Annotated in this window: 33 protein-coding genes; 13 read left to right on the top strand and 20 right to left on the bottom strand. The window is 63.1% G+C overall.

Annotated features, from left to right (window positions below):
* The first annotated feature begins 28 nt into the window (after positions 1-28).
* On the top strand, positions 29-187 hold the full coding sequence (locus NV382_RS01885; protein WP_260598863.1) for a hypothetical protein: 159 nt from the start codon (positions 29-31) through the stop codon (positions 185-187).
* Positions 188-959: 772 nt separating this feature from the next.
* On the opposite strand, the gene NV382_RS01880 is transcribed toward NV382_RS01885, so the two are convergent.
* From NV382_RS01880 to NV382_RS01865, 4 genes are all read right to left on the bottom strand, one after another.
* Positions 960-2,081 carry an acyltransferase family protein gene (locus tag NV382_RS01880; RefSeq protein WP_260598862.1) on the bottom strand — a complete coding sequence of 374 codons (1,122 nt, stop codon included), beginning with the start codon at positions 2,079-2,081 and terminating at the stop codon, positions 960-962.
* A gap of 117 nt (positions 2,082-2,198) precedes the next feature.
* Positions 2,199-2,894 (bottom strand): DUF1996 domain-containing protein, encoded by a 696-nt coding sequence (locus NV382_RS01875; protein WP_260598861.1) that lies wholly within the window; start codon positions 2,892-2,894, stop codon positions 2,199-2,201.
* A gap of 67 nt (positions 2,895-2,961) precedes the next feature.
* Positions 2,962-3,462 carry a DUF1996 domain-containing protein gene (locus tag NV382_RS01870; RefSeq protein ID WP_260598860.1) on the bottom strand — a complete coding sequence of 167 codons (501 nt, stop codon included), beginning with the start codon at positions 3,460-3,462 and terminating at the stop codon, positions 2,962-2,964.
* Between the two features lie 2 nt (positions 3,463-3,464).
* Positions 3,465-4,724 carry a hypothetical protein gene (locus NV382_RS01865; RefSeq protein ID WP_260598859.1) on the bottom strand — a complete coding sequence of 420 codons (1,260 nt, stop codon included), beginning with the start codon at positions 4,722-4,724 and terminating at the stop codon, positions 3,465-3,467.
* Positions 4,725-5,074: 350 nt separating this feature from the next.
* Here NV382_RS01865 and NV382_RS01860 point away from each other — a divergent pair, with 350 nt between their 5' ends.
* Complete coding sequence (locus NV382_RS01860) at positions 5,075-5,503, top strand: J domain-containing protein (RefSeq protein ID WP_312026774.1); 429 nt, start codon at positions 5,075-5,077, stop codon at positions 5,501-5,503.
* Here NV382_RS01860 and NV382_RS01855 read toward each other — a convergent pair whose 3' ends face one another.
* The 5 genes from NV382_RS01855 to NV382_RS01835 all read right to left on the bottom strand — a co-directional run bounded on the left by NV382_RS01855 (position 5,504) and on the right by NV382_RS01835 (position 11,108).
* Positions 5,504-8,365, bottom strand: coding sequence for a hypothetical protein (locus tag NV382_RS01855; protein WP_260598857.1), 2,862 nt, complete (start codon positions 8,363-8,365; stop codon positions 5,504-5,506). It abuts the gene before it with no gap.
* 89 nt (positions 8,366-8,454) lie between these two features.
* A complete protein-coding gene (locus tag NV382_RS01850) occupies positions 8,455-8,754 on the bottom strand; it encodes a lysozyme family protein (RefSeq protein WP_260598856.1) in 300 nt (99 codons plus the stop codon).
* Positions 8,754-10,139, bottom strand: coding sequence for a hypothetical protein (locus NV382_RS01845; protein WP_260598855.1), 1,386 nt, complete (start codon positions 10,137-10,139; stop codon positions 8,754-8,756). The genes NV382_RS01850 and NV382_RS01845 overlap by 1 nt, the downstream gene beginning before the upstream one ends.
* Entirely contained in the window at positions 10,139-10,801 is a 663-nt protein-coding gene (locus NV382_RS01840; RefSeq protein WP_260598854.1) for a hypothetical protein, read from the bottom strand. The genes NV382_RS01845 and NV382_RS01840 overlap by 1 nt, the downstream gene beginning before the upstream one ends.
* Positions 10,802-10,811: 10 nt before the next feature.
* Positions 10,812-11,108 carry a hypothetical protein gene (locus tag NV382_RS01835; RefSeq protein ID WP_260598853.1) on the bottom strand — a complete coding sequence of 99 codons (297 nt, stop codon included), beginning with the start codon at positions 11,106-11,108 and terminating at the stop codon, positions 10,812-10,814.
* Between the two features lie 319 nt (positions 11,109-11,427).
* On the opposite strand from NV382_RS01835, the gene NV382_RS01830 reads away from it, so the two are divergent.
* Positions 11,428-11,559: a hypothetical protein gene (locus tag NV382_RS01830; protein ID WP_260598852.1), complete on the top strand. Its 132-nt coding sequence runs from the start codon at positions 11,428-11,430 to the stop codon at positions 11,557-11,559.
* A 46-nt stretch (positions 11,560-11,605) separates the two neighbouring features.
* Here NV382_RS01830 and NV382_RS01825 read toward each other — a convergent pair whose 3' ends face one another.
* The 11 genes from NV382_RS01825 to NV382_RS01775 form a co-directional block, all read right to left on the bottom strand.
* On the bottom strand, positions 11,606-11,884 hold the full coding sequence (locus tag NV382_RS01825; RefSeq protein ID WP_260598851.1) for a hypothetical protein: 279 nt from the start codon (positions 11,882-11,884) through the stop codon (positions 11,606-11,608).
* Complete coding sequence (locus NV382_RS01820) at positions 11,865-12,098, bottom strand: hypothetical protein (RefSeq protein ID WP_260598850.1); 234 nt, start codon at positions 12,096-12,098, stop codon at positions 11,865-11,867. Before NV382_RS01820 ends, NV382_RS01825 begins: the two co-directional genes overlap by 20 nt.
* A complete protein-coding gene (locus tag NV382_RS01815) occupies positions 12,095-12,349 on the bottom strand; it encodes a hypothetical protein (protein ID WP_260598849.1) in 255 nt (84 codons plus the stop codon). Before NV382_RS01815 ends, NV382_RS01820 begins: the two co-directional genes overlap by 4 nt.
* The gene (locus NV382_RS01810) at positions 12,349-12,774 is read right to left on the bottom strand and encodes a DUF5681 domain-containing protein (RefSeq protein WP_260598848.1); all 426 of its coding nucleotides are present in this window, start codon (positions 12,772-12,774) and stop codon (positions 12,349-12,351) included. Before NV382_RS01810 ends, NV382_RS01815 begins: the two co-directional genes overlap by 1 nt.
* Positions 12,771-14,270: an AAA family ATPase gene (locus tag NV382_RS01805; RefSeq protein ID WP_260598847.1), complete on the bottom strand. Its 1,500-nt coding sequence runs from the start codon at positions 14,268-14,270 to the stop codon at positions 12,771-12,773. Before NV382_RS01805 ends, NV382_RS01810 begins: the two co-directional genes overlap by 4 nt.
* Positions 14,267-15,232, bottom strand: coding sequence for a DUF7146 domain-containing protein (locus NV382_RS01800; RefSeq protein ID WP_260598846.1), 966 nt, complete (start codon positions 15,230-15,232; stop codon positions 14,267-14,269). Before NV382_RS01800 ends, NV382_RS01805 begins: the two co-directional genes overlap by 4 nt.
* Positions 15,232-15,516 carry a hypothetical protein gene (locus NV382_RS01795; RefSeq protein WP_260598845.1) on the bottom strand — a complete coding sequence of 95 codons (285 nt, stop codon included), beginning with the start codon at positions 15,514-15,516 and terminating at the stop codon, positions 15,232-15,234. Before NV382_RS01795 ends, NV382_RS01800 begins: the two co-directional genes overlap by 1 nt.
* Positions 15,513-15,773: a hypothetical protein gene (locus tag NV382_RS01790; protein WP_260598844.1), complete on the bottom strand. Its 261-nt coding sequence runs from the start codon at positions 15,771-15,773 to the stop codon at positions 15,513-15,515. The genes NV382_RS01795 and NV382_RS01790 overlap by 4 nt, the downstream gene beginning before the upstream one ends.
* Positions 15,773-15,964 (bottom strand): hypothetical protein, encoded by a 192-nt coding sequence (locus NV382_RS01785; protein ID WP_260598843.1) that lies wholly within the window; start codon positions 15,962-15,964, stop codon positions 15,773-15,775. Before NV382_RS01785 ends, NV382_RS01790 begins: the two co-directional genes overlap by 1 nt.
* A gap of 202 nt (positions 15,965-16,166) precedes the next feature.
* On the bottom strand, positions 16,167-16,334 hold the full coding sequence (locus tag NV382_RS01780; protein WP_260598842.1) for a helix-turn-helix domain-containing protein: 168 nt from the start codon (positions 16,332-16,334) through the stop codon (positions 16,167-16,169).
* 148 nt (positions 16,335-16,482) lie between these two features.
* Positions 16,483-17,640, bottom strand: a complete 1,158-nt coding sequence (locus NV382_RS01775; RefSeq protein WP_260598841.1) for a tyrosine-type recombinase/integrase — start codon at positions 17,638-17,640, stop codon at positions 16,483-16,485.
* A 189-nt stretch (positions 17,641-17,829) separates the two neighbouring features.
* Between NV382_RS01775 and NV382_RS01770 the strand changes: the two genes are divergently transcribed.
* The 10 genes from NV382_RS01770 (at position 17,830) to accD (ending at position 26,068) form a co-directional block, all read left to right on the top strand.
* Entirely contained in the window at positions 17,830-18,525 is a 696-nt protein-coding gene (locus tag NV382_RS01770; protein ID WP_260598840.1) for an endonuclease/exonuclease/phosphatase family protein, read from the top strand.
* The gene (locus tag NV382_RS01765) at positions 18,525-20,810 is read left to right on the top strand and encodes a patatin-like protein (RefSeq protein ID WP_260598839.1); all 2,286 of its coding nucleotides are present in this window, start codon (positions 18,525-18,527) and stop codon (positions 20,808-20,810) included. Before NV382_RS01770 ends, NV382_RS01765 begins: the two co-directional genes overlap by 1 nt.
* A gap of 144 nt (positions 20,811-20,954) precedes the next feature.
* Entirely contained in the window at positions 20,955-21,314 is a 360-nt protein-coding gene (locus NV382_RS01760; protein WP_260598838.1) for a hypothetical protein, read from the top strand.
* The gene (pyrF, locus tag NV382_RS01755; RefSeq protein WP_260598837.1) at positions 21,311-21,985 is read left to right on the top strand and encodes an orotidine-5'-phosphate decarboxylase; all 675 of its coding nucleotides are present in this window, start codon (positions 21,311-21,313) and stop codon (positions 21,983-21,985) included. The genes NV382_RS01760 and pyrF overlap by 4 nt, the downstream gene beginning before the upstream one ends.
* 39 nt (positions 21,986-22,024) lie before the next feature.
* Positions 22,025-22,234: a hypothetical protein gene (locus tag NV382_RS01750; protein ID WP_260598836.1), complete on the top strand. Its 210-nt coding sequence runs from the start codon at positions 22,025-22,027 to the stop codon at positions 22,232-22,234.
* 40 nt (positions 22,235-22,274) lie between these two features.
* On the top strand, positions 22,275-22,913 hold the full coding sequence (locus NV382_RS01745) for a phosphoribosylanthranilate isomerase (RefSeq protein ID WP_260598835.1): 639 nt from the start codon (positions 22,275-22,277) through the stop codon (positions 22,911-22,913).
* 65 nt (positions 22,914-22,978) lie between these two features.
* Positions 22,979-24,223: a tryptophan synthase subunit beta gene (gene trpB, locus NV382_RS01740; RefSeq protein WP_260598834.1), complete on the top strand. Its 1,245-nt coding sequence runs from the start codon at positions 22,979-22,981 to the stop codon at positions 24,221-24,223.
* Positions 24,220-24,417, top strand: a complete 198-nt coding sequence (locus tag NV382_RS01735) for a hypothetical protein (RefSeq protein WP_260598833.1) — start codon at positions 24,220-24,222, stop codon at positions 24,415-24,417. The genes trpB and NV382_RS01735 overlap by 4 nt, the downstream gene beginning before the upstream one ends.
* Positions 24,414-25,214 (top strand): tryptophan synthase subunit alpha, encoded by an 801-nt coding sequence (gene trpA, locus NV382_RS01730; protein ID WP_260598832.1) that lies wholly within the window; start codon positions 24,414-24,416, stop codon positions 25,212-25,214. The genes NV382_RS01735 and trpA overlap by 4 nt, the downstream gene beginning before the upstream one ends.
* Positions 25,211-26,068 carry an acetyl-CoA carboxylase, carboxyltransferase subunit beta gene (gene accD, locus NV382_RS01725; protein ID WP_260598831.1) on the top strand — a complete coding sequence of 286 codons (858 nt, stop codon included), beginning with the start codon at positions 25,211-25,213 and terminating at the stop codon, positions 26,066-26,068. The genes trpA and accD overlap by 4 nt, the downstream gene beginning before the upstream one ends.
* Positions 26,069-26,095 lie beyond the last annotated feature (27 nt).

The following is a 26,095-nucleotide window of genomic DNA, read 5'->3' as shown; positions in this document are numbered from 1 at the left end:
TCAACCTGAGCAGGCCCACCACGTCCGCATGATCGACAAGGCGGCGCTAAATATTGCCCTGACCCGGCTGAAGGCGTTCCGGGCGGCGCAGCAACTTGCCGGGCTCGTTCATGAGCCAAGCGGCTTGACCGCGACCGATCTCGACGTCGCGATCAAGGAATTGGAGAACTCTGCCGCTCTGCGATGACGTGTTGCGAATCGACCGACCCGCGCGCACCATGCCGGTATGATCGGATGGGTCACCGACGAAGAGTTCATCCGCGAGATGGCCGATGGCGTTTTGCTAGCAGCATTTCAGCGGACGGACGGGACTGGCGCAGAGGCTACGCGGCTGCTGGGAGAGATCGAGCGACGCGGGCTGGATATCTAGCGCAATTCACCTTGTCTGTTTGGTGGCGTATTGATCTTAGCGCCTTTGCGTGCTGAATTTGCGGTCCAGCCGTGCACAAGACTCCAATTGCTGCGCTGCTGAGTAAGGGGGCGGCCCGTCTGGGCGTTGCAGGCATCGACGGGCCGCCTTTGGTTTGTGCATGCGACGGGTCGCCTCGGACGACCATGCGCTGCGCTATCGATACCAAAAAGGGACGAAACAGTCAGCGGCGCCAAATTCGACGGTGCTCCGCGTCGAGCCGATGGATTGCTTTCGGTTAAATCTCTCTTAAGATGAGGTTGTCGGACTCAAAGGGCCTGCCAGCTCTGAGCCCGACCCGGACGGCTCGCATGGCACTTTTACCCTTAGTCGGCGCGCGGGCCGTCCTCATCCAGCACCGCAGCACGATGCTGATCGGAATGCCGATGCAGAGGCTACCCTAAGCGCCACCATCTCTTTCGCCTCGCCCTCGAAGGCCGGAAGTATGCACCCCAAGCCTTCCGGCGCCGACGTTTCTCTGCGCCGGCCATCCAGATGGATAAGCCCAGAAGCGGCATCAGGGCGACTAATACGATAATCAAGGGGTCCATCAACTTTGACCTAACGCCCCAGAATATATGACCGCTGCTCCATCAGTTCGGCGCGGGTTGTCCGGCTGACGTAGCAGCCGCATGACCGGACGCTCTACATACAGCCAGCTTAGCCATCCGCATCCGCATGCGATTGCGAAGGTAAGCAGCCCAAGAGCGAGGAGCGGCAACCCAGGCCAATACCACATCAATAATTGCTCGATCGGCCAAGCGTAGAGATAAACGCCATACGAAATATCATTCCGGTTGTTGATCCGGTTAAGAACGCCAACTTTGCCTTGGGCCACGGCAAATATGATGTAAGCGCCAAAAGTCGCGACTGCTGGCTCTGCCGCCCACGGGATGAACAGGGAGCCGAACAAAACTATGGCGGCGATCGCGACCGCTTCCCGAGTGAACTTTATGGAATCACGATAAAGAAAAAAGACGCATCCCATTAGGTAAATGCCAGTCAACCGCCTAGAGGGTCCGGGATTACCCAATACGGCATCAATGTGATGGACGCCCCAGCCTCCCTGCCAGAATGTAGACGGGATAATTTGATAAAGGGCGAGACACCCCACAGCGAGCGCAACAATAACTCGGGGATATCGGAAAGCTCCCATCAGGCCGAGGGCGAGCACTAGAAGGTAGCACCGAAACTCGTAGGCAATCGTCCACATTGCATCGTTGAGCACCGGAACACTTGACCCGACGAAGGAACCGGGCACGACCGGGGGCTGGAGCAACGCCATCCACACCACCGATTTGATCCAGGTTGTTAGGTGGGCAAGGGCGGCACTGCCGCCACTTAGCGGAGCGACAAGCGCGAACGATAGGAATGAGGCAACGATGAACGCCGGATAAAGCCGAGCAATGCGCTTGCTGAGGTACGGCCAAACCTTCGGTAGTTTGAGATAGCTCCCCAGAATCAGATAACCGCTGATGAGGAAAAAGGCGTCTACAGCTAACTCGCCAAAGGAAATCGTGCCGAAAAACCGTGTCAACAGTTCGCGGTTTCGATTGCCATCCACCAGCTCGGGCGTGTGTGAAACGATGACGAGAGAGGCGAAAAAAAGCCGTAGAAACCCAAAGGCGTTCTCGTGGTTACCGAAGCGCTTGATACCGGCCGAGCTCTGCATAAGGCCGATCCGCTCTTGATGATTGCCATTGTTACTGGCTTATCCCAGAGCGGGCCTAACCTGTCCAGCCAACCGCTGTGCCGAACGGGACATCCTTCATCCCGAATACCAGGGCATTCACATCGGCCCGTGGATGGTGCCGTGCGCCGCCTCCATCGTCATCTTGGGGCGTGGCGTCTTGGCATGTTGCGTTTGAATGATGTTCGGATCGGGGGTCAGCCCCGTCCCGTCGCCTAGTACGCCAGCTGAGCAGTTCAGCATCAGGTCGATGCAGTTGTCAGTCCAGATCTTCTTAATCGCCTGGTTGCCGGCGTCGAGAATGTCGAAGTGGAACGTCGTACCCGGGCGCATGATGGCCATACCCGGCATGCGGTCACTCGACAGATACCACGTCTGCTGGTTGGCGGCCCACGTCCCCGTCTGATTGAGCGTGCTATCAATGGGATAAAGCACCTGCGCCTCGTACGTGGGAATGAGATTCGGGTGCGTCTTAGGACAGAATTCTCCAACACCGTTCACCTTGAGCGTGTCGGCCATGTGGCTCCGATGGTTTGCGCTATCGAGATTTACCCCATCCCAGCACGGGGGCATGTGAGCATCCAAATCGAGGTAGTATTTGACGCCGGTCTGGCCGCCGGGGATGACGATCGAGCCGCACGATGCGGCTGCTGTCACTAGGTCGGAACCATATTCCCCGCTAAAGCCGCCACTATTCTCGTTACTGTACGCGATGCATTTGAAGCGCACGAGGCCAGTAGGCGACGTGCCGGTAATCATGTCGCGCCCGGAGATAAGCCGGATGCCGTTCGGCAACGCTACGCAATTCCCGACAAACAAGGTGTTCCCGCGCGTGCAATATGCACTCGTTTTGGGAAAGCGCTTATAATACGACCACCGACTGAGGCCAGATTAGTTTTGCGTTGACGCCTGGGCCGTCGATCACTGCCGGCAGCCAGTATGCGGATCTCCACAGTTTGTTGACGCAGGTACTTTCACCGGTTGTGCGCAGTGACGTGTAGGTCGAATTGGCGTCAGTCCCAACGTTCCCGAAGAAGGTGTGTGGGTGTGCCTTACCCGGCTTGCCAGGACTGACGATCGGGTCGTCTGCGGCCGAATGCGTCGGGAAGCAGTTAATACGCCACGCGCCGAGATTATCCGGAGCGGCCGATGGCGGGGGGCCGCTAGGGTCGGTCTTGCGCAACCCGCCGCCTACGGCCGTGCTCAGACCGTCAGCGATTGCCGGCTGCGGCCCAAATTCATTCGCAAGCACAGGCGCATCGCTGCCGTCTTGCGCGACTGCATTGGCCGGGCGCCCTTGACTGAACGCCGGGGCGGCAGACAGGGCGAACAGCAACGCCGCGAGAATTGTTGGCTTGCGCATAATCAACTCCACTTTCCATAGTCGGTGATAGTGACAGGAGGGCCATTGTTGTCGTTGTATTTCACGAAGAAATACATATTCGCCGCGGACGCCGTGGCAAACGTGCGCGCCGCTCCGCCGTTCTTCGATGCCTGAACGTCAATCTTGGTTGGGTCGTCTGCGTTCGCCACCAGCTTCAGACGGAGGGTGTCGCCGTTCGTGAGGGTCGGGAAACTGCTGACCTGAACCCCGTTGACCTCGACGTACGCAACGCTAGTCAGCAGTAGCCTTACACTTGCGGCGGTCGTTGCGCTGGCCATCCCCGTTACAAATGCACCGGCTCCGGTTCCGATCGTGAGTGTCAGCTCCGCCCCAATGCCGCGCGCGATGGTGCTGTACGCGTACTGATCGCCGGCGCCGGGGTAGAGCTGCGTTGTCGTCCGGTTAGTATCGGTGAGCCCGATCGCGGCATCCTTCGTCGCCGGATCAAACGCGGCGGGTGCGACCACAGGCGCAGCGAGTGTGTCGATGAAGTAGTTGCTGTCAGGCCCCGCTACACTATCCGCCAGCCGTACGAAGCGCGAGCGCATGCGAAACGGACCCGGCGCTGGCTGATTGACAAGGCCCGCGATCGTGTAATCCTCCGCGTCCGCAAACGCCATCAGATCCGCGATCTCCGCCGATCGACCTGCGCTGTAGGCAAACGCGCCAGACGCGTTGTAATCCCACTCGACCACGGCCTTGAACAGCGTCTTGTCGAACGGCGGGCCGGGGATCTCCATCTTCACGCGCGGCGGGTTCGTGCCGCTGACGAAGTTGTCAGGAATGGAAAGCACGGGCGCGGGCGTTGCTCCTGCTACCGGTGCCGCTGCAACCGTGACCACCGCGCTGTCCGCAAAGATGCTGGTGCCAGCAATATACACCCGCAGCTTGTAGGCGCCGACAGTCGCCCACTGGATTGAGCCGGCCGAGGCGTCCGCGAAGTCTGCGCCGTCCTTGAACAGGCGGCGCGTTCCGATGCTTCCGTTCTCCACCACGCCGGGATCGAGCGCTGCGACCTCGCCTACCTGTGGCGTGCCGTCGCTGATGATTGTGGGCTGCGTGGTGAAGGCGGGGGCTGGGGTGGGCGTAGCAATTGCAGCGATACGGACCTTAAAGCCGGCGATGATGTCAGCAATGGTGTCGTTCGGATTATACGCCAAGGGCGCAGCGCCTGCAGCCGTAATCCGCGCGTTAAGTCCGGCGAGGATTTCAGCAACCGTGCCGTTTGGATTGTAGGTCAATCTACGACACCTTCCCGCGCAGCGCTGGCAAGGTCGAACTGCAAAGATGTGTGGAGAGCGGTAAGGTTATCGGGCAACGGCAAAGCACTCTCCAGAACAGGAGATGTGCCCCGGAGCAGGCGTCAGCATCCGATGCAAAACACTACCGGATGAGGGCAGTTCTTACAAGAGGCCTATAGCGTTACTTCGTGGTTATGGCGCGATGCCACCTTGTCTGTGGTTCACCGGATCAATGATATCGATGATGGTGTCTAAAGCTCGCACCACATACGCAGGATCGACGCTGCGCACTGACCATCAGGATTTTGCGTTTCGGCGCCGGGTGAAAGATTATCGACAACTTGTTGCACATGGCGTCAGTGGCAACATGCGAGATAGCACAGTTGATAGCCCCAACGACCCGGATTGTGATACGCACAGGTCGGATGCCAGCTCCCTATGAAACGCTAGGATTACAGCCGGGGGCTGAGCCAGAGGTCGTTGAGGCCGCGTATCGTGCCCTGATGAAGAAGTACCATCCCGATCGATGGCGCGGCCCACCAGATGAAGGCCATGAGCGTGCCCAAGCGATCAACGCTGCGTACTCCGCCATCAAAACAGGCATCGACGTTGATCAATACGCACATGATGCGACGAGGGACGATCCCGCTCCTCAACAGGCCCGTTCGCACTCGGTCATTCCTCCCCCGATCAATGTCGGGCAACGCTTAGCTTGGGCATGCGGAATATCCGTCGTCATGCTGGCTTTGGCCGCGATGATCGCAACCGCCGGAGGATAGCTACTCGTCCGATGGGCCGCCGATCGACGCGATGACTGATGGGACAAGGCGCCCTGCCTGCACGGCAGCCACGAGTTGTCGGATCAGACCATCCGCTGCCTCGTCTGACTTCTGTGCCGATGCCGCAGGCGCTCGCGCGGCCGCGTCCCGTGCTGCGCTTTTGGCCGTGAAGCCGGTCATACCTGCCAGCGTGCGCTGCGCCTCAGCAGTGGCGCGGGCCTGCTTGACCAAACCCGTAGCCACGTCAATCGCCGGCCCAGCCAGCGGTATGCCCGAGAACTTGGCAGCCATCGGTGTCAAGAACCGCATCAGCTTGAACGCCGAGCCACTTGGGTTCGTCGTGTTCTGGATCGGGATGGTTGCCTCACCAATTACCCGCCGCAGGCTCATCAAGCGGTTAAAGTCAGCTTCATCGAGCAACACTTTTAGCTTTGGGATGCCGAACCTGACGATCTCACTGTTGAGTTTCGCGCCACTGATCGACCCGAGGGAGCCGCCGCCGATGTTCGCATTCACCGTGTAGGCCTTCTCGAATAGTTGCCCCAAGCCCTCTGCCTGGACGGCTCGCCACCCGGCCTTGCTCTTGTCTGTCGGATCGGAAAGCAGCAGCGCCCTGATCCGCTTTAGATTGCTTATCTCGCCCGCAAAGATCTCCCTCATGGCATGATCGGGCATGACGAGGTCTGTCTTGGTGCCCTTGCGCCAATCGACTAGCCGCTGGACTACATCCTTTGCGGAAAACGTCTCCTTCTGTGCGACCACCGCGCTGCGGGCCTGCTGCAGTTTAGCGCCGACCGGCCCCGTTGCATCAGATCGCGCTGCACTCTCGATCGCCGCCTCTACCGCGCCGTCTATCGCGCCCTTTACTGCCTGCGACAGCTTCCGGGGGCCATCCACCGCGTACTGCGCGCTGATCGCCTGCCGAAACGTCTCGGCGTTAGCGACGGTGAGAGCCTCGGGAGAGCCGTAGAACTGAATCTTGCGGCCGTCCGACAGCTTTACCGTGGTAAGCCCATCCTCCGCAGTGACGGCTTCTTTCCCCAGCAGCCCATATCGTGCCATCTCCTGGCGCACGACATTCTTCACGCCGTCCGGTACGTCCGCTTCCACAAGCACGCGCTTGGCCGCATCTACGATGGGTTCAGCTTTGAGCGGCAACGCGCCGCCGCCCATCGACTCGGCCTCCCTGTATAGCGCATTGATCCCCGCCTTCCCTCGGTCACGCAATTCGCGCAGGGCATCCTTGACGGCCTGCCCTCGCTCTGTGCGGGCGGCATAGGTCGGGCCAAACGCTTCTCGCAACTGCGTTACCGCCGTTTTGATCTTATCGGCCTGATCGGTGAGGAAGATCCGCGCCTTGTCGCCGTCACGCGACGCTTGTGCCCGCAGGGTCTGTTCCGCGTCCTGCGTTGCAAAATCCTGTGTGGCCTGCCCCCGCGTAAGCGGGATGCCAAGTGCTTCCGCCTCGCTAGTGCGGTCTAAGGGGGTGCGGCCGCTGACGGCGGAAGCCTGGTCGAATGGCGCAACTGGCGTCAGGGGCGCCTGCTGAACCCCGCGCTGTGGCGACCCACCCAGATCAGCACGATCAGCCGGCACGTCGAGACGTGCGGCGACATCCGGATCAACCGAGCGAGCGGCCGTAACGTTCTCTCCCGCTGCTGGAAGTTCGTCCTGTATCTTGCCAAAGGCGGAAAGACCGGCACCTTCGCCGTTCGGCTCGATTTGCGCGTTGGCAGCCGCAGGATCATCTATGCCCTGTCTCACGCGTGGAGTCGCTGCGACCGGCTCGGGTACAGGCGGGGGCGAGGACGCTGATCGGTCCGCCGGCAGGCCAGCACCAGGTGTCGCCGCATCGGCATATGCGCGTTTGATCTCCTCCGGGGAGAAGCCATGACGCGCGACCATTTCCTGCCCCTCTTCGGTCAGTTCATCTGCAGCGCCAATTAGAACCTCCTTAGGGGTCGACGCTGGAAGCTCGGCAAGCCGGCCTCCGGTACGCGCCAACGTCCGCTCGGCACCTACAGCACCTGCAACACCTGCCCCTCCGCCAAGGAGACCAGCCGCCATCTGTCCGGCCGGGCCGAATCCCTCTCTACGGGCAAGGTCAGCAGAACCGCCTCCAGTCGCGCCGGATACGAAGTCGGTGACCGGCGCCGACGCAACGGCACGGCCAACCGCACCTGTTAACCCCCGCGCGCCCGCCGCCAGACTTCCTGCGCCGTAAGTCACCATGCCACCCGTGGCGCCGCGGCTGATTGCATCTATCGTGCGCTCGGTCTCGAACTGCGGTTTGGGCAGCCCTAGCGCGTCCGCCAGGTTGATGCCCGGATCGTTGGCCATCGCAAGCGGTTGGCCGGGCAACTTCTGCGGAATGCCCGTAGCGTTCACCAACGTGTTGAGCGGGTTCATAACGAGGCCCGCTACGTCGCCGACGCCTTCGATTATCGAGCGGGTGCCCAACCCTAGCCCCCGCTTCACCTCTTCACCCGTGGTCATCGGGCGCCATGGGTTGAGCCGCGCACCCCGGGGGGTGGAAACCAGGCCGTCTTGCAGATCCTGATCGATCTGGTGCCGCTGCTCGACCGTCATCCCGCTCTCGAGATTGTTATAGGCTTGGATGACTCCAGCAGGCAGCGCCGGCGCTGCGGGCTTGCGCCGAAGGGCTGTTCCCGGCGGCAGGAGAATGCTGCCAGCATTCACATCATGCTCGTATTGGGCCGATTGCTCGGGCGACATCCTGCCGCTCCGATAGGCCGCATACACATTGGCCAAGCTGGGTCCGTCGTCCTGACGCCGCCGAGCCTTTGCCCGGTCGTAGGTCGATGGACGGGAGGCGCTGTCGTCACCGGCGACCCGCTTCACATAGGAACGCGTGATCGGGCCATGATTCCGTCGATCGGTTCCACCGTGATACTCGGCAACCGCAGCCTCTGCGCTTCCCCCGTTCCGGCTCATCCCCTCTTGAGGATATACCCAGCAGCCAGGGCGGCGTTCTGCGGGCTCGCGTAAGCATCGACCCCGTACTTTTTGAGAACGGCGGCGCGGGTTGATGGGATGATCTGGTACACCGAGCGGGCGCCAGCCGAGGATACTTGATCGGCATTGCTGCGCTCCCCTCGCGTTCGAATGCCGGACAACAGGCCGGCGGGCAGCTTCAGCTGCTGCTCTACGTCACGATCGAGGACGTCATACAACGGATCGCGGAACGACGTGCCGCCTGCACGAGGCCGCGCCTGACTATTGCCAGCCATTACTTTGCAAACTCCATGTAGGAGCGCGGCGGCATCGTTCGCCGGCCTGCCGCCGCGGTGCTGCGCTTCTGATAATCGACGAAGCTCGTGCCTCTGGGGATCTGCACGCCATTGACGTAGAGATCGCGCTTGGCGTTGCCGAGATTGCCGTTTCCGGCGATCCATTCAGCACGGCTATTGTCGTTCTGTGATTGAATATCCTGGAGCTTCGCCATCCCACGTAGCCACGATACCAGGTACTCACGTGGCGCACCCGGTGAAGGAAAGCCCTTCATCGCCAGCTTGATGTCATGGTCGCTGGCGGGGCCTGGCGGCAACGACTTGATCGCAGTGCTGTTTTTCAACTGCTCGTAGCGTGACCGGAGAAGCGACACGCTATCCTGCGCACCGAACACGCTCTTGCCAGTTTCCGCCAAACCCGAGAACATGCCCCCGCGCGCGGGTGACGCTGCGAACTCGTCAGCAAGCCGTCGCGTCTGCTCGGCGAGCGCAGCGTTGCTGGAACCCGACACCACCGCGTTGTTCATGATCGCGACCGATCCTGGGTCAGGCTGGATCCCGGTCTGCGCCAGCTCGTCCAGCTTGATCTGGACGTTGCTTTCCAGCGTGTCGCGGGCGAGATCGACCTGCGCTGCCCTGGTCGAAATCATACTGGTGATATTGCGGCGATTGGCTTCGTCGTTGGCCAGATTGGATTGGTAGACCGGCGCCGCATATTCAGCGTCGGTGGTTGCCTTAGACGCCTCCGCCGCCGCCTTCTGCATCGTGGCAGGCAGCAGCTGTTCGGCACGCGCGTCCTCGCCCAACGCGTTCGTTGTATCACCTAGCTTCTCGGGGCCCACGATCGCGGCCAGCAGCCCGTGGATGTGCGCTTCCGCCCTGCCGGGGTCGTCGTCGAGCATCTGAAGCATCTGTTCGTCATCCGATGCGTCTTCGCCCGCGCTCTTCGCGGCGTCGATGTGACGCTGGATGACGTTCTTTGCGAGGTCCGGACGCTTGTTCTTCAGAGCGAATTGGACCTGGCTCATCGCGCTAAGCTGGGATTTCTGGGCTGCGGTGCCGCGCATGTTCCAGTCCGCCAACACCGGCTCTCGCAGTTCCGGGAACGTGGATATCAGGTTCGCGGCGCCCGCTACGGTTGGCGCGGCATGATATTTGTCCATTGCCGCGGCGAGCGCCTGCTGCCGTTGCTGGCCGCGGGCTTGGTCATTGGCCGCGAACACCATCTGCTGCTCGGTCTGCTGGTTAGCCAAGCGCATAGCCTGCGTCTTGAACTCGCCGGCCTTCCGCTCAAGATCCTGGCCGACGTAGTCAGGCACCAGTTGCTGTGCGCGGAGCATGGGCGTCGCAAAATCAATCGGCCCCGTGAAATCCTGGATAGGCATCAGAAAATGCTCCCCAGGGCCTTAGTGATGCCGCTGGCGCTTCCGCCCCCGGGTAGGAACGACGAGGCCGCCTTGTCCAAGAACCCGCCAACGTTGTTGATCATCGAAGCATTGATGCCACCCTTGTTCAGGTAGTTGCCGGCCTTCGCCTGGCCGATCTGCCCCATGAGGTTCGTCACGTTATCCGTGGTGTTCGCGCCGGTTTGCGTCACGGTTCCCTGAGCGCCGAGCCCAAGCTGAGCCATGGTGCCGAAACCGGAAAGCGCCTGCTGATAGTACTGGGCGAGGATTGCGGGGCTGAGTTGGCCAATCGCCCCGGCCGTGTTGCCGCCCCTAACACCACCGGAGGCTGATGCCGTTTGCAACAGGTTCTCGTTCGCGTCGTCCAAGGACTGCTGATAAAACGGGGAGAGCTTCAGGTTATCGACCGCGGTGCCTTGAGCACCGGCACCATTGGTGCCCAGAAGGTCGCCGAACCCGCCGATCGCTTTTACCCCCGCTTCGGTGAACGGCATGTAGTCCGTGCGGATCTGCTGCTGAAACGCGTTCTGCGTGTCGATGCCGCGGTTCATAGCCGCGACCATGGCGTCCGTAGCTTTCTGGCTCGCCTTCTTCTGAGATCCGCCTGCGAACAGACCTGCCACTGCCGAGAATAGTCCCATGTCGCTCTTCCTAGTGAATTGTTGGGATGATGGGGTCGCCAGGGACACCCAGAAGGATCGAAGCGCAGGCCATGCCCTTGCTCGTGCGAAGGTCCGGCCCACCGTCTGCGGCAATGCTGACCAGCAGCCGCGCGATCTCGTCCGCGGACAATTCGCAACGGTGCGCGATCGCGGACGCGAGCCAATTAACGGTGAGGTCGTCAGCCTGAGCAGCGCGGTCGATGGCGATGCTTTCGCGCAGGCACGTGAACAGGCTTGGCTTACCGACGGCAGCGAGAGCTCTGTTAATTTCGGTAAATATGCCCATTAGCGGCGCCCTGATTCGGCCGGCAGGCTATGAGCTAGATCGGAAATCAGGCGGTTCTTGATCGTGATGATGCTGGTCAAAGCCACGGCACACCCTCCCAACAGGAGTAGTGCCCCGGAGCAGGCGTCATCATCCGATTAGAAAACAGTACCCCAAAGACGCAGCTCTTACAAGCGTCTGCGATTCTATCTCGTATTATTTCTGCCGCAGCCTGTGTACTTCTAATCAGAGCACGCTGCGGAGGAGAACGACGATGGTACCTAGGCGCCTGCCTTATGAGTTGCTCGTAATCGGCGCACTGTCACTTGGTAGCTCTGACATGCCGAAGACGTTCCACGCCAGTGATGCCGATCGGTTAGACGTCGCCGACGTGAATGCCCGAAATGCTATCGCCCGTATTGATGCGCTGGAATCTCGCGTCGACGATCTAGAGAGTAAATTGGAGATGTAGAGACCGCGTTGGCATCGCAACGAGCCACGAGGCGGTCGCTGCCTAGTCAGTTCGTCTGGAACTCGGCTGCTTTGTGTGCCGCACGCACGAAGCGTACGACAATTAGCTTCTGGTTCCGTTCGAGGACCGGCATCGGTGCCGGCTCATCGTCGTGCGTGAATACCACTTGCACACCGGGATACACGCCAGCCACTCCAGCTTCGAGCTTTCCCAAGCGGCGGGTCATATTCGTCATCGTCATTGTTGATCCTTTCGAGCGTCGTCGCCGGGCAACCGGCAGGTCAGAACCGTTGGTGCCGCGGGCATCAAAGCGAATGGCGCTCACCTCTCTCCGCAAGCCACGCCAGCGATCCCTCATCTACGCCGCTGAGATCCGGTGGGCCCAGAAAGCGGGCAGCTGCGTCATCCTCCATGTCGGCCAGCCTGTGCTGATCAGCCGTAAGCGGTTCGCCCCACCAGCGCTGTATCGGGAGCGGCAGAACGACAGCGCGCGCCTGTTCCAGCAGGCCAAGCCGGCGGCCGAGTGCAGTCTTGGTCATGACATATGCTCGTCAAGAACGGCGGCTACCCGGTCGGGTTCGAACCGCATTGCCCAGGCGACTTGCTGCGCCGGCGACCACCCAGCCCGAACTGCGACATGGCTGACACGATCGCTGTCGGCGTAGTTGGCGGCCAACGTGGACATGCGGGTCATGAAGGTCTTGGCATCGTCGGCCATCTGCTGTTGCTGTTGATCTGGCGTACCCGCGCGTTCTTCCAGGCGGCGCACTCGTTCAAGAGATCGGGTCATCATTTCACCTCCAATGCAGCGATGCGACGTTCCAGGTCGCCGGTCTCGACGATGTTCTTGTGTGCGGTGAGCAAGGTCATCACCCGGCCGGCTTCGTCTGGACTGATCTCGCCAGCCGCGACGGCGCTCAGCACCGCAGCTGATGCATCGACGAGATCTGCCGCGGTTGTAATCGGCGGCAGATCGACCGTGATCGGCGAGTCCTTGCGCGGCGGGACCAGACGCTCGAGGCAAAGACGCAACGCGACCGTGTCGCCTTCAAGCGCCATCTCGATCGCCTTGCGGGTGAGCGCCTCGCCCTCGCCATTGAGCAGCGCCTCCGCTGCCAGCGTGGCACGGGAGCGGGCGCCCTTAGGCTTGCCTGGGTTGCCCGGCTGGAAGGGACGGCCGCGCGTAATTTCGCCGTCGTTACGTGGCTCAGTCATCTGTCGAAATCCACATCATCGCCAGTTTCACCCGGTGCCAAGATCATCCCCCGTGCAGATCGAACGGGGCCACGTTCAGGAAATATGACTTTGGCCTTTGCCAACGCGGGGTTGCCCTGCCCCACCTGAGAATGACCGCCAGCATCTGCCCCACCACCCCCACCCCCTAAGGGGGGCGGGGTGGGGCGGGGCGCCGGTGATGCCCCACTTACCCCACCTTGCCCCGCCCCACTTCGCGAAGGTGGGGCAACCCCATCGACAGCCCATTCGCCGACTTCTACGAACTTCTTGTCTTCGCGCTTCTCGGGGCAGCGTTTCTCCACCACGATCAACGCACCATTCGCGATCCACTGGCGCAACAGGGCGTTGATACGCGCGCGGTCCCCCTTGGCGGTCGAGCTTGGGTCCAACCCCATCACTTCGGCGACGGCGATCCCTACCCAGTTCTTGGCCTGGCTGCTTTCCTTCCAGGTTCCCGCGTCAACGCTCTGCTGGACGCGGCGAAGATGATCAGGGGTTACGCCATCGAAGGCATCAGGCGGCGTCCAGCGCGTCACAACGCCGACGCTGTCGCCCTCGTCGCCGAATGGGTCCTCCTGACCCGTCGAGTTACCGACGTTCTGAGACGCGAGCCGGAACCACTGGGCTTCCTCCGCGGGTGCGCGGTTCGCCTTGTCGTCCTGCACAGTGAACAAGCGGCGGCGCTCGGCATCCTCGGCAATGCCGAACCGCTGCGCCTCATCCTTGTCCATGCGATTAAGCACCAGCGTCACGCGCGCCGCGGACACCAACGCGCTGGCACCGCGGGAGGACTCCGCCGTCACCTTCTCGTTGCCGAGCTTCTTGGAATGGTGGACCAGCACGATCGCGCAGCCCGCCCGCTTGGCGATGCCGGCCCAGGTCTTCACCACCGCGTCGATCGCGCCATTATCGTTCTCGCTGACGCCATGGGACGAGACAAAGGGATCGACGACCAGCACGTCGACCTTCCGCGCCAGCAACTCAGCGACTAGCCCTTCGACCACGGGGATGGCGATGCGGTAGCCGTCCCGGTCCTCGATCGCAATGCGCAGCTCGGCACCTTCGGGCCCACTATCAAGGAAGATACGGTCTTCGCACGATGCTTGATCGACACGGTGGAACATCGCCGCTGCCACCAACTGCATCTCAAGTTCCGCCAGCCCGTCCTCAAGGTTCCAATACCAAACCCGCTTCGGTCCTGCCCATACCGTCTTGCCGAGGATGTCTTGCCGGCCGCTCGCCAGCGACAGGAGCATGGATGCCACGAAGGACGACTTCCCGACGCCACCCGGCGCGACGATGGCGGACACGGTGCTGAGAAGCAGCCAGCGTCCCCATACCCAAGGGCGGCGGGGCAAGCTGCGATGATCTGGCCAGCGGAAGGGCGAGGCTGTGATCTTGACCGGCTCAGCGGCAGGGGCCCCCGCAAACGGCTCGGCGGCGTCAAAGCGCGCACGGAGAGAGGTGGCGTTCATCGGCGCCCCTCCATCAGCTCGGCATTGAAGTCCTTGAAGCCGGACGTCGGCCGCATGATCCGCACCTTGCGCCCTACTGCAGCGAAGGCATGTGCGGCCTTGGTGGCCGCTGCCTCCCCCGGCGCATCGCCATCGGCTCCGATCACGACAGCACGGGTCACGTCCGCCAGTTCCATGCGCGGGAGCATGGACGTTCCCGCAGATACCCACACCGACCGGCCCAACGCTTGGGCAAGCGTCAGCCCATCCTCAAGGCCTTCGGTGACGACCAAGCTGGCGACTGGCGCTCCAAGCTGGATGGCACCGCCAGCGACACGACCGAGCGACAGCTTCACCTCGGCAACGTCCGCCTTCCGCCCTTCCTCGGTCAGGAACGTGCGCTGGATACCGGTGAGATCCCCGTTGGGCGCGCACACTGCCGCGACGAGGGCGGGACGGCGGCCCTGCTCTTGGGGATACCGCAGCCGCGCGAACCGCAGGGTATGCGGCAGTTCCATGGTGATGCCGCGCGACCGCAGATATGCTTCGGCTGGTGTCCCGCTGATTGGCGTCGCCTCATTCCAGATCGACAGTGCTGCCTTCGACCAACCGGCCTTTGGCGTTGCCACCACACGTTGCTGTTCCAACTCGCGTAGGGCGCCGCCGTCCAGCATCTCGATCGCTGGCAACAGCTTCACGCTGTAGGCGCGCTGCACGAAGTCGAGCACGTCACCCTCGGCACCGCACCCGAAACACTGGAAGCGGCGATCGTCGGCGTAGATCGTGAAGCTGGGCGACTTGTCGGGGTGAAAGGGGCAGCACCCCTTCAGCTCACGGCCGGCACGCTGCAGCTTCACGCCGGCCTGCGCCGCCACGCCCGAAACAGGGAAGCGGTCGCGGATGTCGGCACAGATGCGCGGCAGGTCGGTCACGCGGTTCCTCTCACCTTCTCGCCCATAGGCGGCGTAGGGATCTATCAGCATCAGAAGTCTCCTGGCACTGAGGGGAGGCCAACGTCGGGACATCCGTCCTGCACCGCGCTGTCGCTCACAGCGACGTTGCAGATGCCGCCATAGACGTCGCGGTTGAGCGCATAGGCGGCTGTGATCGCGTCGGCACCGCGCGCGAAAGGCCCATGCTGCTCGCCCCAAGAGTTGCCGGAGGCGGACTCGTGCGACACGTGGAAGCCTTCCATGCTATCGCCATAGACGTGGACTGTGCCGCGGTCCTGACGGTGCGGAACCTGCATAGGGAGAACGCGGCTCATGCTGCACCGCCCGGCCGATATGGCCTATACGGCATCCCGAGCCGCTTGATGCAGATCGGCATGCCGAAGCGGCGGAAGGCGGTGACAGCGACGGACTGCGCGTGATAGAACGGCAGCCCTTCCTTGTGCCAACGAGCCCTGCGACCTGTAGGGCAGGCGCGGCCATAATCGGCCACCTGCCAACGATCGTCCGTCACCTGTAAAAGGACGAGCGCGCGCACCGGACCACGTGCGATTGGGTATATGACCGCGCCCATTATGCCGTCTCCAGCATGTTGGCCGTGACCATCACGAAGCCCTCGTCACGCCCGATCGCTTCGCACGAACCAGCCGTGACGATCAGCCATTTACGCGATTCAGCGTCAGGGCACCGGTCGACCAGCAGTTGCAGGGCGACAAGATGCGGCGGCAAACTGAACATGTCAGCCAGGTTACGAGGATCAGCCATGCGACATCCCCCACGCCATTTCGGCCAGCAGTTCCGCACGAGATCCGATGATCCCGAGGAGACGAAGCCGTTGAATACGGAGCTCGGTAGTGCTAATTCCGACCATGCTGCTGTTGAGCAAATTCGTGGAGGGTCGGACTGTGGCGGTCCGGCCCTTTCGCGTCTTAGGGGCGACGCTGCCCGCTGTGCTGAGCATCGCTGATCACGCCGCCTGATCGACGAGTGCGCGAATGCTGTCGGTCTTTACGAGCGTGCGGCGACCGATCTTGACGGTCTTCAGCGACCCTTCGTTGATGAGCCGGTAGATGGTGGTGTGTCCGATGCCGAGCGCGGACTTTGCATTTTCAATCGTGACGGTGATCGGGTCCATTTGTTGCCTCCCGAATGCCGGGAAATTCCGGCGGGCAACGAACCAGCTACACCAGAATTTCAGAAGCCGGGTTGGGGCTTAGTTGGGGTAGCAAAATGCAACTTAATCTCGGCACACCTGACTGCAAATGCGTGGCCTTGACCACCGTCTAGGTTACTTGGGCGGGTTCAGTTACGAATGCGCCCCAAGCCTCCAGCAGCGTCCGACGCATCTCTAGGAACGTCGTCCGCTTGTAGGCGCGGATAACCTTATCTGGCACAACGTGCGCCAGAGCCGCTTCGGCAACCGCCTCGGGGATCTCGTGCATTCGTTCAGCAGCCCAGTCGCGGAACGAACTGCGGAAACCATGGGGCGTAAAGGGCTGCTTGTCGTCCTTCAGCACCTTCGAGAGCGTCATGTCTGAGATCATGGTGCCCCGCGTCGAGGGGAACACGAACGCCTCCGACTTCCGAGCATCAGCGCTCTGCAACTGGCGGAGAAGCGCAACCGCCGCTGTGCTTAGCGTGACGGTATGTGGCTCACCATTTTTCATCAGCTCGGCAGGCCTATTCCAGTTGGCTGCGTCCAGATCGAAGTGCCGCCAACGCGCGGAACGCACCTCGCCCGATCTCGCAGCAGTCAAGATTTGGAACAGCAAGGCATTGCGCCCCGTCGTCGCCGCCTTCGATCGCAGTTCGGCGACGAACGCCGGCACGTCAGGATAGGGCATCGCAGCATAGTTGCCCCCCTTTGCCTGCTTCGACAAACCGACGGTGACTGACTTGGTGGGAGCTTCCGCCGCTCGCCAGCCTTTCGAATGTGCGAAATTGAGAACCGCCCTTACCCTCACTTTCACCTTACGTGCCGTCTCGGGAATTCGTGTCCAGATCAGCGCTAGCATGTCGCGGATGTGCCCGGCCTCGATTGTGTCCACCCGCAGGTTACCCAAGCTTGGATAGGCGTATGTCTCCAGCGACGTTAGAAACTCCGCTGCGTTCTTCGCCGACCAGCCAGCCTTCAGCGCTTCGTGCGTGGCTTTGACCGCATCTCGGAACGTCGGTGCAGGTCGCTTGTCCCGATCGCGTTCTGCTATGGGATCGCGGCCGTTGAGCGCATGCTTTCGTAACTCGACCGCCCGCTCCCTCGCCTCGGCTAGAGACAGGGCGGCGATGGAACCCAGGCCTATGTCCCGACGCTTACCGGATGTCTGGACACGCAGCATCCAAGACCTGGCCCCACTCGGCTTGACAAGCAGGTACAGACCGGCGCCATCTCCGTGGCGGCCAGGCTTGGCGTTTTTCACTGCGAGAGCATTCAATTTGCCCATAGCGATCCCTCATCCGCTCCCACACCTTTGCGCGGCTGGCCGCGAACGTCAACGAACAAATGCGAAACGCAGGAGCGGAATCAATCGGGAACACCAAGGGCGCAGCGAACAAAGACGAATACCGGCGAACAAGAAGTTTTATTCCTGCAACCGGCACCAATCCACTTATTCGGCGTTCCGCATTTTCAGATGATTAAGGTCGCCAGTTACAACATCCACAAGGGCATCGGTCTTGATCGCAGGCGCGATCCGGCTCGCATCCTTGAAGTGCTGCGCGAGATCGACGCCGATGTCGTGGCGCTGCAGGAGGCGGATCGCCGCTTCGGTGCGAAGGCCGGAGTCATCCCGCTGCACGCGCTGGAGGAACATTCGCCCTGGAAGCCGATCTCGTTCGGCATGCGCGCGAGCAGCATGGGGTGGCATGGTAATGTGCTGCTCGTGCGCAAGGATGCGGTGGTGCTCGACAGCGAGGCGATCCACCTGCCGGCACTTGAACCGCGCGGCGCGGTGATGGCCGACGTGCGCGTGCGGGGCACCGCGATCCGCGTCGTTGGCATGCATCTCGATCTCTCGGGCCTGTCGCGTAGGCGCCAGGCGCACGCGATCCTGACGCATGTCGAGGCCTGCGTCGAACGTCGCCCGACCGTGATGATGGGCGATCTCAACGAATGGAGCGCCGCTGGCGGTTGCCTGCGCGATTTCGGCAAGGATTATGCCTTTGCTCCGACGGACCCCAGCTTCCACGTCCGCCGCCCGATCGCACGGCTCGACCGCATCATGGTGTCGCGCGACTTCACGGTGATGGAATGTGGCGCGCACCACAGCGCCGCTTCGCGCAAGGCATCGGATCATCTGCCGATCTGGGCGGTGCTCGAACCCGCCTGATGCGTGAAAAGGAACTCCGCCTCGCGCTCGTCTGCTATGGCGGCATCAGCCTGGCGGTGTACATGCACGGCATCTCCAAGGAGATCTGGCGCCTCGCTCGCGCCAGCCAGGCTTTTCACGCCGGCGAGACCCCCGCGGCAGGCAGCCAGAACATCTACCGCGCCTTGCTGCAGGAGATCGAGGAGGAGACCGGCATCCGCGTCCGCGTGCTGGTCGATATTATCGCCGGGGCGAGCGCGGGTGGCTTGAACGGCGTCTTTCTGGCGCAGGCGATCACCACCGGGCAGAGCCTCGAGCCGCTCACCGACCTGTGGCTCGACTCGGCCGATGTCGAGGCGCTGATCGATCAGGATGCGGCACCGCATTCCAGCTTCTCCAAGGCCTGGGCCCTCCCCCTCGTCTGGGCCGCGGCGGGACGCAGTGCGAGCAAGGTCGACGAGACGGTCGATGCCGAAACGCGCGAGGAAGTGCGGCGCAAGCTGTCTCACTTCATCCGCTCGCGCTGGTTTGCCCCGCCTTTTGGAGGCGAGCGATTTACCGGCTTGATCCTGGACGCGCTGGAGGCGATGGCGAACGGCCCGCGGGGTGCGCGCCTGCTGCCCGAAGGACAGCCGCTCGACCTGTTCGTCACCGTCACCGACTTTCGCGGCCACCCCGAACGGCTGAGCCTGCATTCGCCCACCGAAGTGGTGGAGACCGAGCACCGCCTGGTCGTCAACTTCACCGATCACGGCAAGCCTGGCGACACGCTGGCCGATCCGGCCGAGTTGGCCTTTGCCGGTCGCGCCACCTCCAGTTTTCCCGGTGCCTTCCCGCCCTTCACCGTCCGGGAGCTCGATGCCGTGCTGGAGAAGCGCGCGGTCGCATGGCCGGGGCGGCTCGACTTCCTGAAGCGAATCCTGCCGCGCCGGTTTGCGGTCAATGCGGCGGAAGATGCCGTGCTGATCGACGGCTCGGTGCTCGCGAATGCACCGTTCCGCCCGGCGATCGATGCCTTGCGCGAACGCCCCGCCCGGCGCGAGATCGATCGTCGCTTCATCTATATCGATCCCACGCCCAAGGGATATCTCGGCGGTGGCGGACGGGCCTTGCCCAGCTTCTTCGAGACCATCATCGGTGCCGCCTCGCAATTGCCGCGGCAGCAGCCGATCCGCGATAATCTGGAGGCGCTTGCCGAACGGTCGCGGCGGATCGAACGCATGCGCAGCATCATCGCCGCGCTCCGCCCGGAAGTGGAAGCGCAGGTCGAGGCGCTGTTCGGCTACACATTGTTCCTCGATTCACCGACCACCACGCGGCTCGCCAGCTGGCGCAATCGTGCGCAAAAGGCCGCGGCGACCAAGGCCGGCTACACCTATGCCGCCTACGCCCATCTGAAGCTGACCGGCGTGATCGAGCTGATCGTCCGGTTGCTCTACCATGCCGGCGACGAGCCTGGCCCGGGCCAGTGGGAACGCATCCAGCGCCGTATCGACCCAGCGGTGGCGGCGCGCGGCCTGGACACGAGCGGCCCGAGCGTCGGCAAGGGCGCCAGCGGCACGATCGCGTTCCTGCGCGCGTTCGACCTCGGTTTTCGCATCCGCCGCCTGCGAATCCTCGCCCGCCGCCTCGGCGACCTCGAGATCGACGGCGCCGGGCACGATTTCGGCGATCTGCGCGAGGCGATCTATGAAAGCCTTGCGGCCTATCTCGATCGCAAGCGCACCGATCTGCACGCGCACCTGCAGCCCGATGTCCGCGCCCGGCAGGACGATGGCGACGCATTGCTCGACAAGCTTGCCGCTTCGCTCGACCTGCAGCGGCTCGACACCGAGACGGATGCGCGGCTTGCCGCCGCCTTTGCCGCCTTGCCCAAGGAGACGCGACGCCCTGTGCTGCTGACCTATCTCGGCTTCCCTTATTTCGACGCCGCCACGCTGCCGCTGCTGCAAGGCGAAGGACTCGACGAGTACGATCCGATCAAGGTCGATCGGATTGCGCCGGATGACTCAAGGTCGATCCGCGGCGGCGGTGCCGAGGCGACCTTGAAGGGCATCCAGTTCAACAATTTCGGCGCCTTCTTCAGCCGCGCATACCGCGAGAACGACTATCTCTGGGGCCGCCTCCACGGCGCCGAACGGATGATCGACATCCTGATCTCGACGCTACCGGAAACGATCCGCCTGAAAGCGGGCCGCGTCGCCGCCATCAAGCGCGCCGCCTTCCTGGCGATCATCGACGAGGAAGCGTCAAAGCTGACCGCGAGCCACGGCCTGATCGAGACCCTGCGGACGGAAATCGGCTAACGTGGTCCACAAGTGACGCTCTCGACATAACCGGGTGTCGTTCGCTCCTTCTCCGACGAGAACGGAAGGTGCGTGGAAGCGCCCGGCAAAATCCTGCGGCAAGCCACACTAGCCAACGCGCCTCCCCCACGTTAGCCTGCCGCCATGCAATTCCTCAAAATCCTCTTCTGGTGTCTTCTCGCCTTTCTCACGGCGATATTCACCATCGGCAATTGGACCACGGTCCAGATCAAGCTTTGGGGTGGCCTGGTCGCGGAGGTAAATCTACCGCTTCTGCTGCTCGTCATGTTCCTGCTCGGCCTGCTGCCCATGCTGCTCTACCATCAGGTGGTGCGCTGGCGCTTGCGGCAGCGCCTGAGCGCGGCGCAGGGCGCCGTTGAGACGCTACGCAGCACCGGTGCATCGACAGTCGTCGCCGTGCGGCCGCCGCTGCAGGCGGACCATGCGCCGGCGGTTCACTCTGGGGAGCATACGTCCACCCTCCCCTCCGGCGTGGCCTCATGAGCAACCGCATCTATGTCGCGCTCGACACCCCCGATCTGGCCAAGGCGAAGGCGCTGGCCAACCGCGTCCACCATCATGTTGGCGGGATAAAGCTCGGCCTGGAATTCTTTATGGCCAATGGCCGCGCCGGCGTGCGGGAGATGGCGGACCTCGGCCTGCCGATCTTCCTGGACCTGAAATTGCACGACATTCCCAACACCGTCGCCAAGGCGATCCAAGCGCTGCGCCCGCTCGAACCCGCGATCCTCACGGTGCATGCGGCAGGCGGACAGGCGATGCTGGAGGACGCCAAGGCGGCAGCGCCGACCGGCACCAAGGTTGTCGCGGTCACCACGCTCACCAGCCTCGATACGACTGATCTGGCCGCGATCGGGCAGCACGGAGACCCACAGGAACAGGTTCTGCGTCTCACCGAACTCGCCAAGGCGGCCGGCCTGGACGGCGTGGTCTGCTCCGGCGCCGAAGTTGCCGCAGCCAAGAGCGTCTGGCCGCGCGGCTTCTTCGTCGTGCCCGGCGTCCGTCCCGCGGACGGAAAGGCAGGCGATCAGAAACGCGTGGTCACCCCGCGCGCGGCGCTCGATGACGGCGCCTCGATCCTCGTAATCGGGCGGCCGATCACGCAAGCCGAAGATCCCGATCTCGCCGCGCGTTCCATCGCCGCCACGCTCTAATCAGTGCCGGCCAAGATAAACCGCCTCCAGGGCCACGTAATGGTGGACGCCGTGCGCGCCGCGGCCCGGATCCACAATAGCAGCTGGGAAGCGCTCGTCCCCGACAGCTTCACCGTCAATCTGGCCGCCGAGATTGCCGAGGAGCTGGCTTATGTCGAAATGGCGGCCGCCAAGCAGCGGCTGCGCGATCACATCTGCGAGACCTATGGCATCTCGATCCGCGAACTGAGCAGTCTGGCTATGCCGTGATGGCGTTTGCTTTTGCCGCGCTCAGACCGGACAGGACCTTATGACCACTCAAGCGAAAATCTGCGGCCTGTCCACGCCCGAAACGCTGGATGCCTCGATCCGCGCCGGTGCGAGCCATGTCGGCTTCGTCTTCTTCCCGCCATCGCCGCGCAACTTGAGCCGGGAGCGCGCTGCGCAGCTCGCTGCGCGCGTGCCGGGGCACGTGGCGCGCGTTGGCGTGTTCGTCGATCCCGACGACGCGCTGCTCGATGCGTCGATCTCGGCTGGTATGCTGAACGCACTGCAACTGCACGACACCACGCCGGCCCGCGGCGCACACATCCGCGCCGCCACCGGCTTGACGATATGGGCGGCGGTCGCAGTCAAGCAGCGCGCCGACCTCGACAAGGCGCGGCTTTACGCCGGCGCGGTGGACCGCATCCTCTACGACGCCAAGACCCCACCCGGGGCCTCGCTTCCAGGCGGCATGGGCGTCCGGTTCGACTGGACCCTGCTCGACGGCTTCCGCCACCCGCTGCCCTGGGCACTGTCCGGCGGGCTTGACCCACACAATGTTGCCGAGGCGGTCCGTCGTACCGGTGCCGAACTGGTCGATGTCTCCTCGGGCGTCGAAACCGCGCCCGGCATCAAGGAGGTGACGAAGATACAGGCGTTCCTCAAAGCGTTGGAAGAACGCTAAACATCCGTTCACCGTGATGGTGAGTGTTACTCGACACGAACGGGAGGAATGGTAAAGCCCTCCCCATGAACGCCCCTGACACGCTCACCCCCAATTCCTACCGCGCCCAGCCGGACGAGCGCGGCCACTTCGGCGCGTTCGGCGGTCGCTATGTCGCCGAGACGCTGATGCCGCTCGTTCTCGAGCTCGACCAAGCTTACCGGGCAGCCAAAGATGACCCCGCCTTCGCCGCGCAATTCGAGGATATGCTCGAACATTATGTCGGCCGTCCGAGCCCACTCTATTATGCCGAGCGCCTGACCGACGCGCTGCGTGCGTCTGCCCCCGATGGCAAAGGCGCGGAAGTCTGGTTCAAGCGCGACGAGCTCAATCACACCGGCGCGCACAAGATCAACAATTGCATCGGGCAGATCCTGCTCGCCATGCGCATGGGCAAGACGCGGATCATCGCCGAGACCGGTGCCGGCCAGCACGGCGTCGCCACCGCCACGGTGTGCGCGCGCTTTGGTCTGCCGTGCGTGATCTACATGGGCGCCAAGGATGTCGAGCGGCAGGCGCCCAACGTGTTCCGCATGAAACTGCTCGGCGCGGAAGTGCGCCCGGTCACCAGCGGTGCGCACACGCTGAAGGACGCGATGAACGAGGCGATGCGCGATTGGGTCGCCAACGTCCACGACACGTTCTACATCATCGGCACCGCCGCCGGGCCGCATCCGTACCCTGAGATGGTGCGCGATTTCCAAAGCGTGATCGGCACCGAAGCGCGCGCGCAGATGCTGGGCCGCATCGATCGCCTGCCCGACCTGCTCGTCGCCGCGATCGGCGGTGGATCGAACGCGATCGGCCTGTTCCATCCCTTCCTCGACGATGTCGACGTCAAGATGCTCGGCGTCGAAGCGGCCGGCCACGGCCTCGACAAGGAACATGCCGCCTCGCTCGCCGGCGGCTCGCCCGGCATTCTGCACGGCAACAAGACCTATCTGCTGCAGGACGAGGATGGCCAGATCACCGAGGCGCATTCGATCTCGGCCGGGCTCGACTATCCCGGCATCGGGCCCGAACATTCGTGGCTCCACTCGATCGGCCGCGTCGAATATACCTCGGCCACCGATATCGAGGCGCTCGACGCCTTCCAGTTGCTGTGCCGCACCGAAGGCATCATCCCCGCGCTCGAACCGTCCCATGCGATCGCCGCCGTGGCGAAGCGAGCGCGCGAGATGGACCGCGACCAGATCATCCTCGCCAACCTGTGCGGGCGTGGCGACAAGGATATCTTCACTGTCGCCCATGCGCTGGGAGTCGAGATGTGATCAGCGCCCGCAATCTGTTACTTGGTATCGTGCTCGGCGCGGTCGTCGCGCTGATCGTCCAACTGATCGGCCAGTACGGCTTGGCGCTTGGCCAGTGGACCGTCCGCGGCCCGCGTGTTGGCGAGGCGCTCATCACCGGCGCGCTAATCGGTGCCGTATCGCAGCTCGTCGGCCAGACGCGAGGGCGCCGATGACTCGCCTCTCCGCCGCTTTCGCCAAGAGCCACCCCGCGCTCGTCACCTTCGTCACTGCGGGTGATCCGACGCCGCATGCCACTGCCGCGATCCTTGATGCCTTGGTCGAAGGCGGCGCGGATGTGATCGAGCTCGGCATGCCGTTCACCGATCCGATGGCCGATGGCCCGGCGATCCAGGCCGCCAACCTGCGCAGTCTGGCCGCCGGCACTAAGACCGCCGATATCCTGGCGATCGCCAAGACCTTCCGTGCGCGCCATCCGGAAACCCCGCTGGTCCTGATGGGCTACGCCAATCCGATGACGATCCGCGGTGCGGACTGGTTCTCCGCCGCCGCGCGCGATTCCGGCGTGGATGGTGTGATCTGCGTCGACATCCCACCCGAGGAGGACCAGGAACTCGGCCCAGCGCTCCGTGCCGCCGGCATTGACCTGATCCGCCTCGCCACACCCACCACGGATACCGATCGTCTGCCTGCCGTTCTCGATGGCGCCAGCGGGTTCGTCTATTACGTGTCGGTCGCCGGCATCACCGGCCTGCAACAGGCGGCACAATCCTCGATCGAGGATGCAGTCGCCCGGCTCAAGGCCGCCACCGACATTCCGGTCGCGGTCGGCTTCGGCATCCGCACGCCCGAACAGGCGGCGGCGGTCGCCCGGGTCGCGGACGGCATCGTCGTCGGCTCGGCGATCGTCGATCTCGTCGCGGAACACGGCGCAGGTGCGCCCGCCGCCGTCCGCGCCTATATTCAATCTTTGTCGACGGCGATCCACGCCGCGGTCAGGGAAGTAGCATGAGCTGGCTCAACAACGTCCGTAACGCGCTCGCCTATGTGGTGCCGGCGAAGAAGGAAACGCCCGACAATCTTTGGCACAAGTGCAAGGGATGCGGGCAGATGGTGTTCCTGAAGGAGCTGGAGGAGAACATGCACGTGTGCCCGCATTGCGAGCATCACGAACGCATCGGCCCGATCGCGCGCTTCAAATACACGCTGGACGAGGGCAGCTATCAGATCATCCCGCTGCCCAAGGTGCCGGACGATCCGCTCAAGTTCCGCGACACCAAGAAATATGCCGACCGCATCAAGGCAGCGCGCGCCGCGACGTCCGAGGGCGACGCGCTGATCAACGCCCGCGGCACGATCAACGGGCACAAGGTCGTCGTCGGCGTGCAGGATTTCGCCTTCATGGGCGGGTCGATGGGTCTGGCCGTCGGCGAAGCCTTCATCCGCGGCGTCGAGAATGCGATCGAGGATCACTGTCCCTATATCATCTTCACCGCAGCGGGCGGCGCGCGCATGCAGGAGGGCATTCTCAGCCTGATGCAGATGCCCCGCGCCACCGTCGCCATTGCCATGCTCCACGATGCGGGTCTCCCCTATATCGTCGTGTTGACCGATCCCACGACCGGCGGCGTGACTGCCAGCTACGCGATGCTTGGCGACGTGCAGATCGCCGAGCCCAAGGCCCTCATCGGCTTTGCCGGCCAACGCGTGATCGAACAGACGATCCGCGAAAAACTGCCCGAGGGGTTCCAGCGCGCCGAATATCTGCTCGATCACGGCATGCTCGACATGGTCACGCACCGAAAGGACCTGCGCGCGACGCTCGCCAAGGTCGTGGACTATCTGTGCGTGAAGCAGGCGGCGTAGCGCTATAAAGCCCTCTCCCCTACGGGG

Source organism: Sphingomonas endolithica (genome assembly GCF_025231525.1).
Taxonomy (GTDB): domain Bacteria; phylum Pseudomonadota; class Alphaproteobacteria; order Sphingomonadales; family Sphingomonadaceae; genus Sphingomonas; species Sphingomonas endolithica.
The sequence above is the reverse complement of the archived record's forward strand: the minus strand, read 5'-3'. Positions and strand labels throughout refer to the sequence as shown.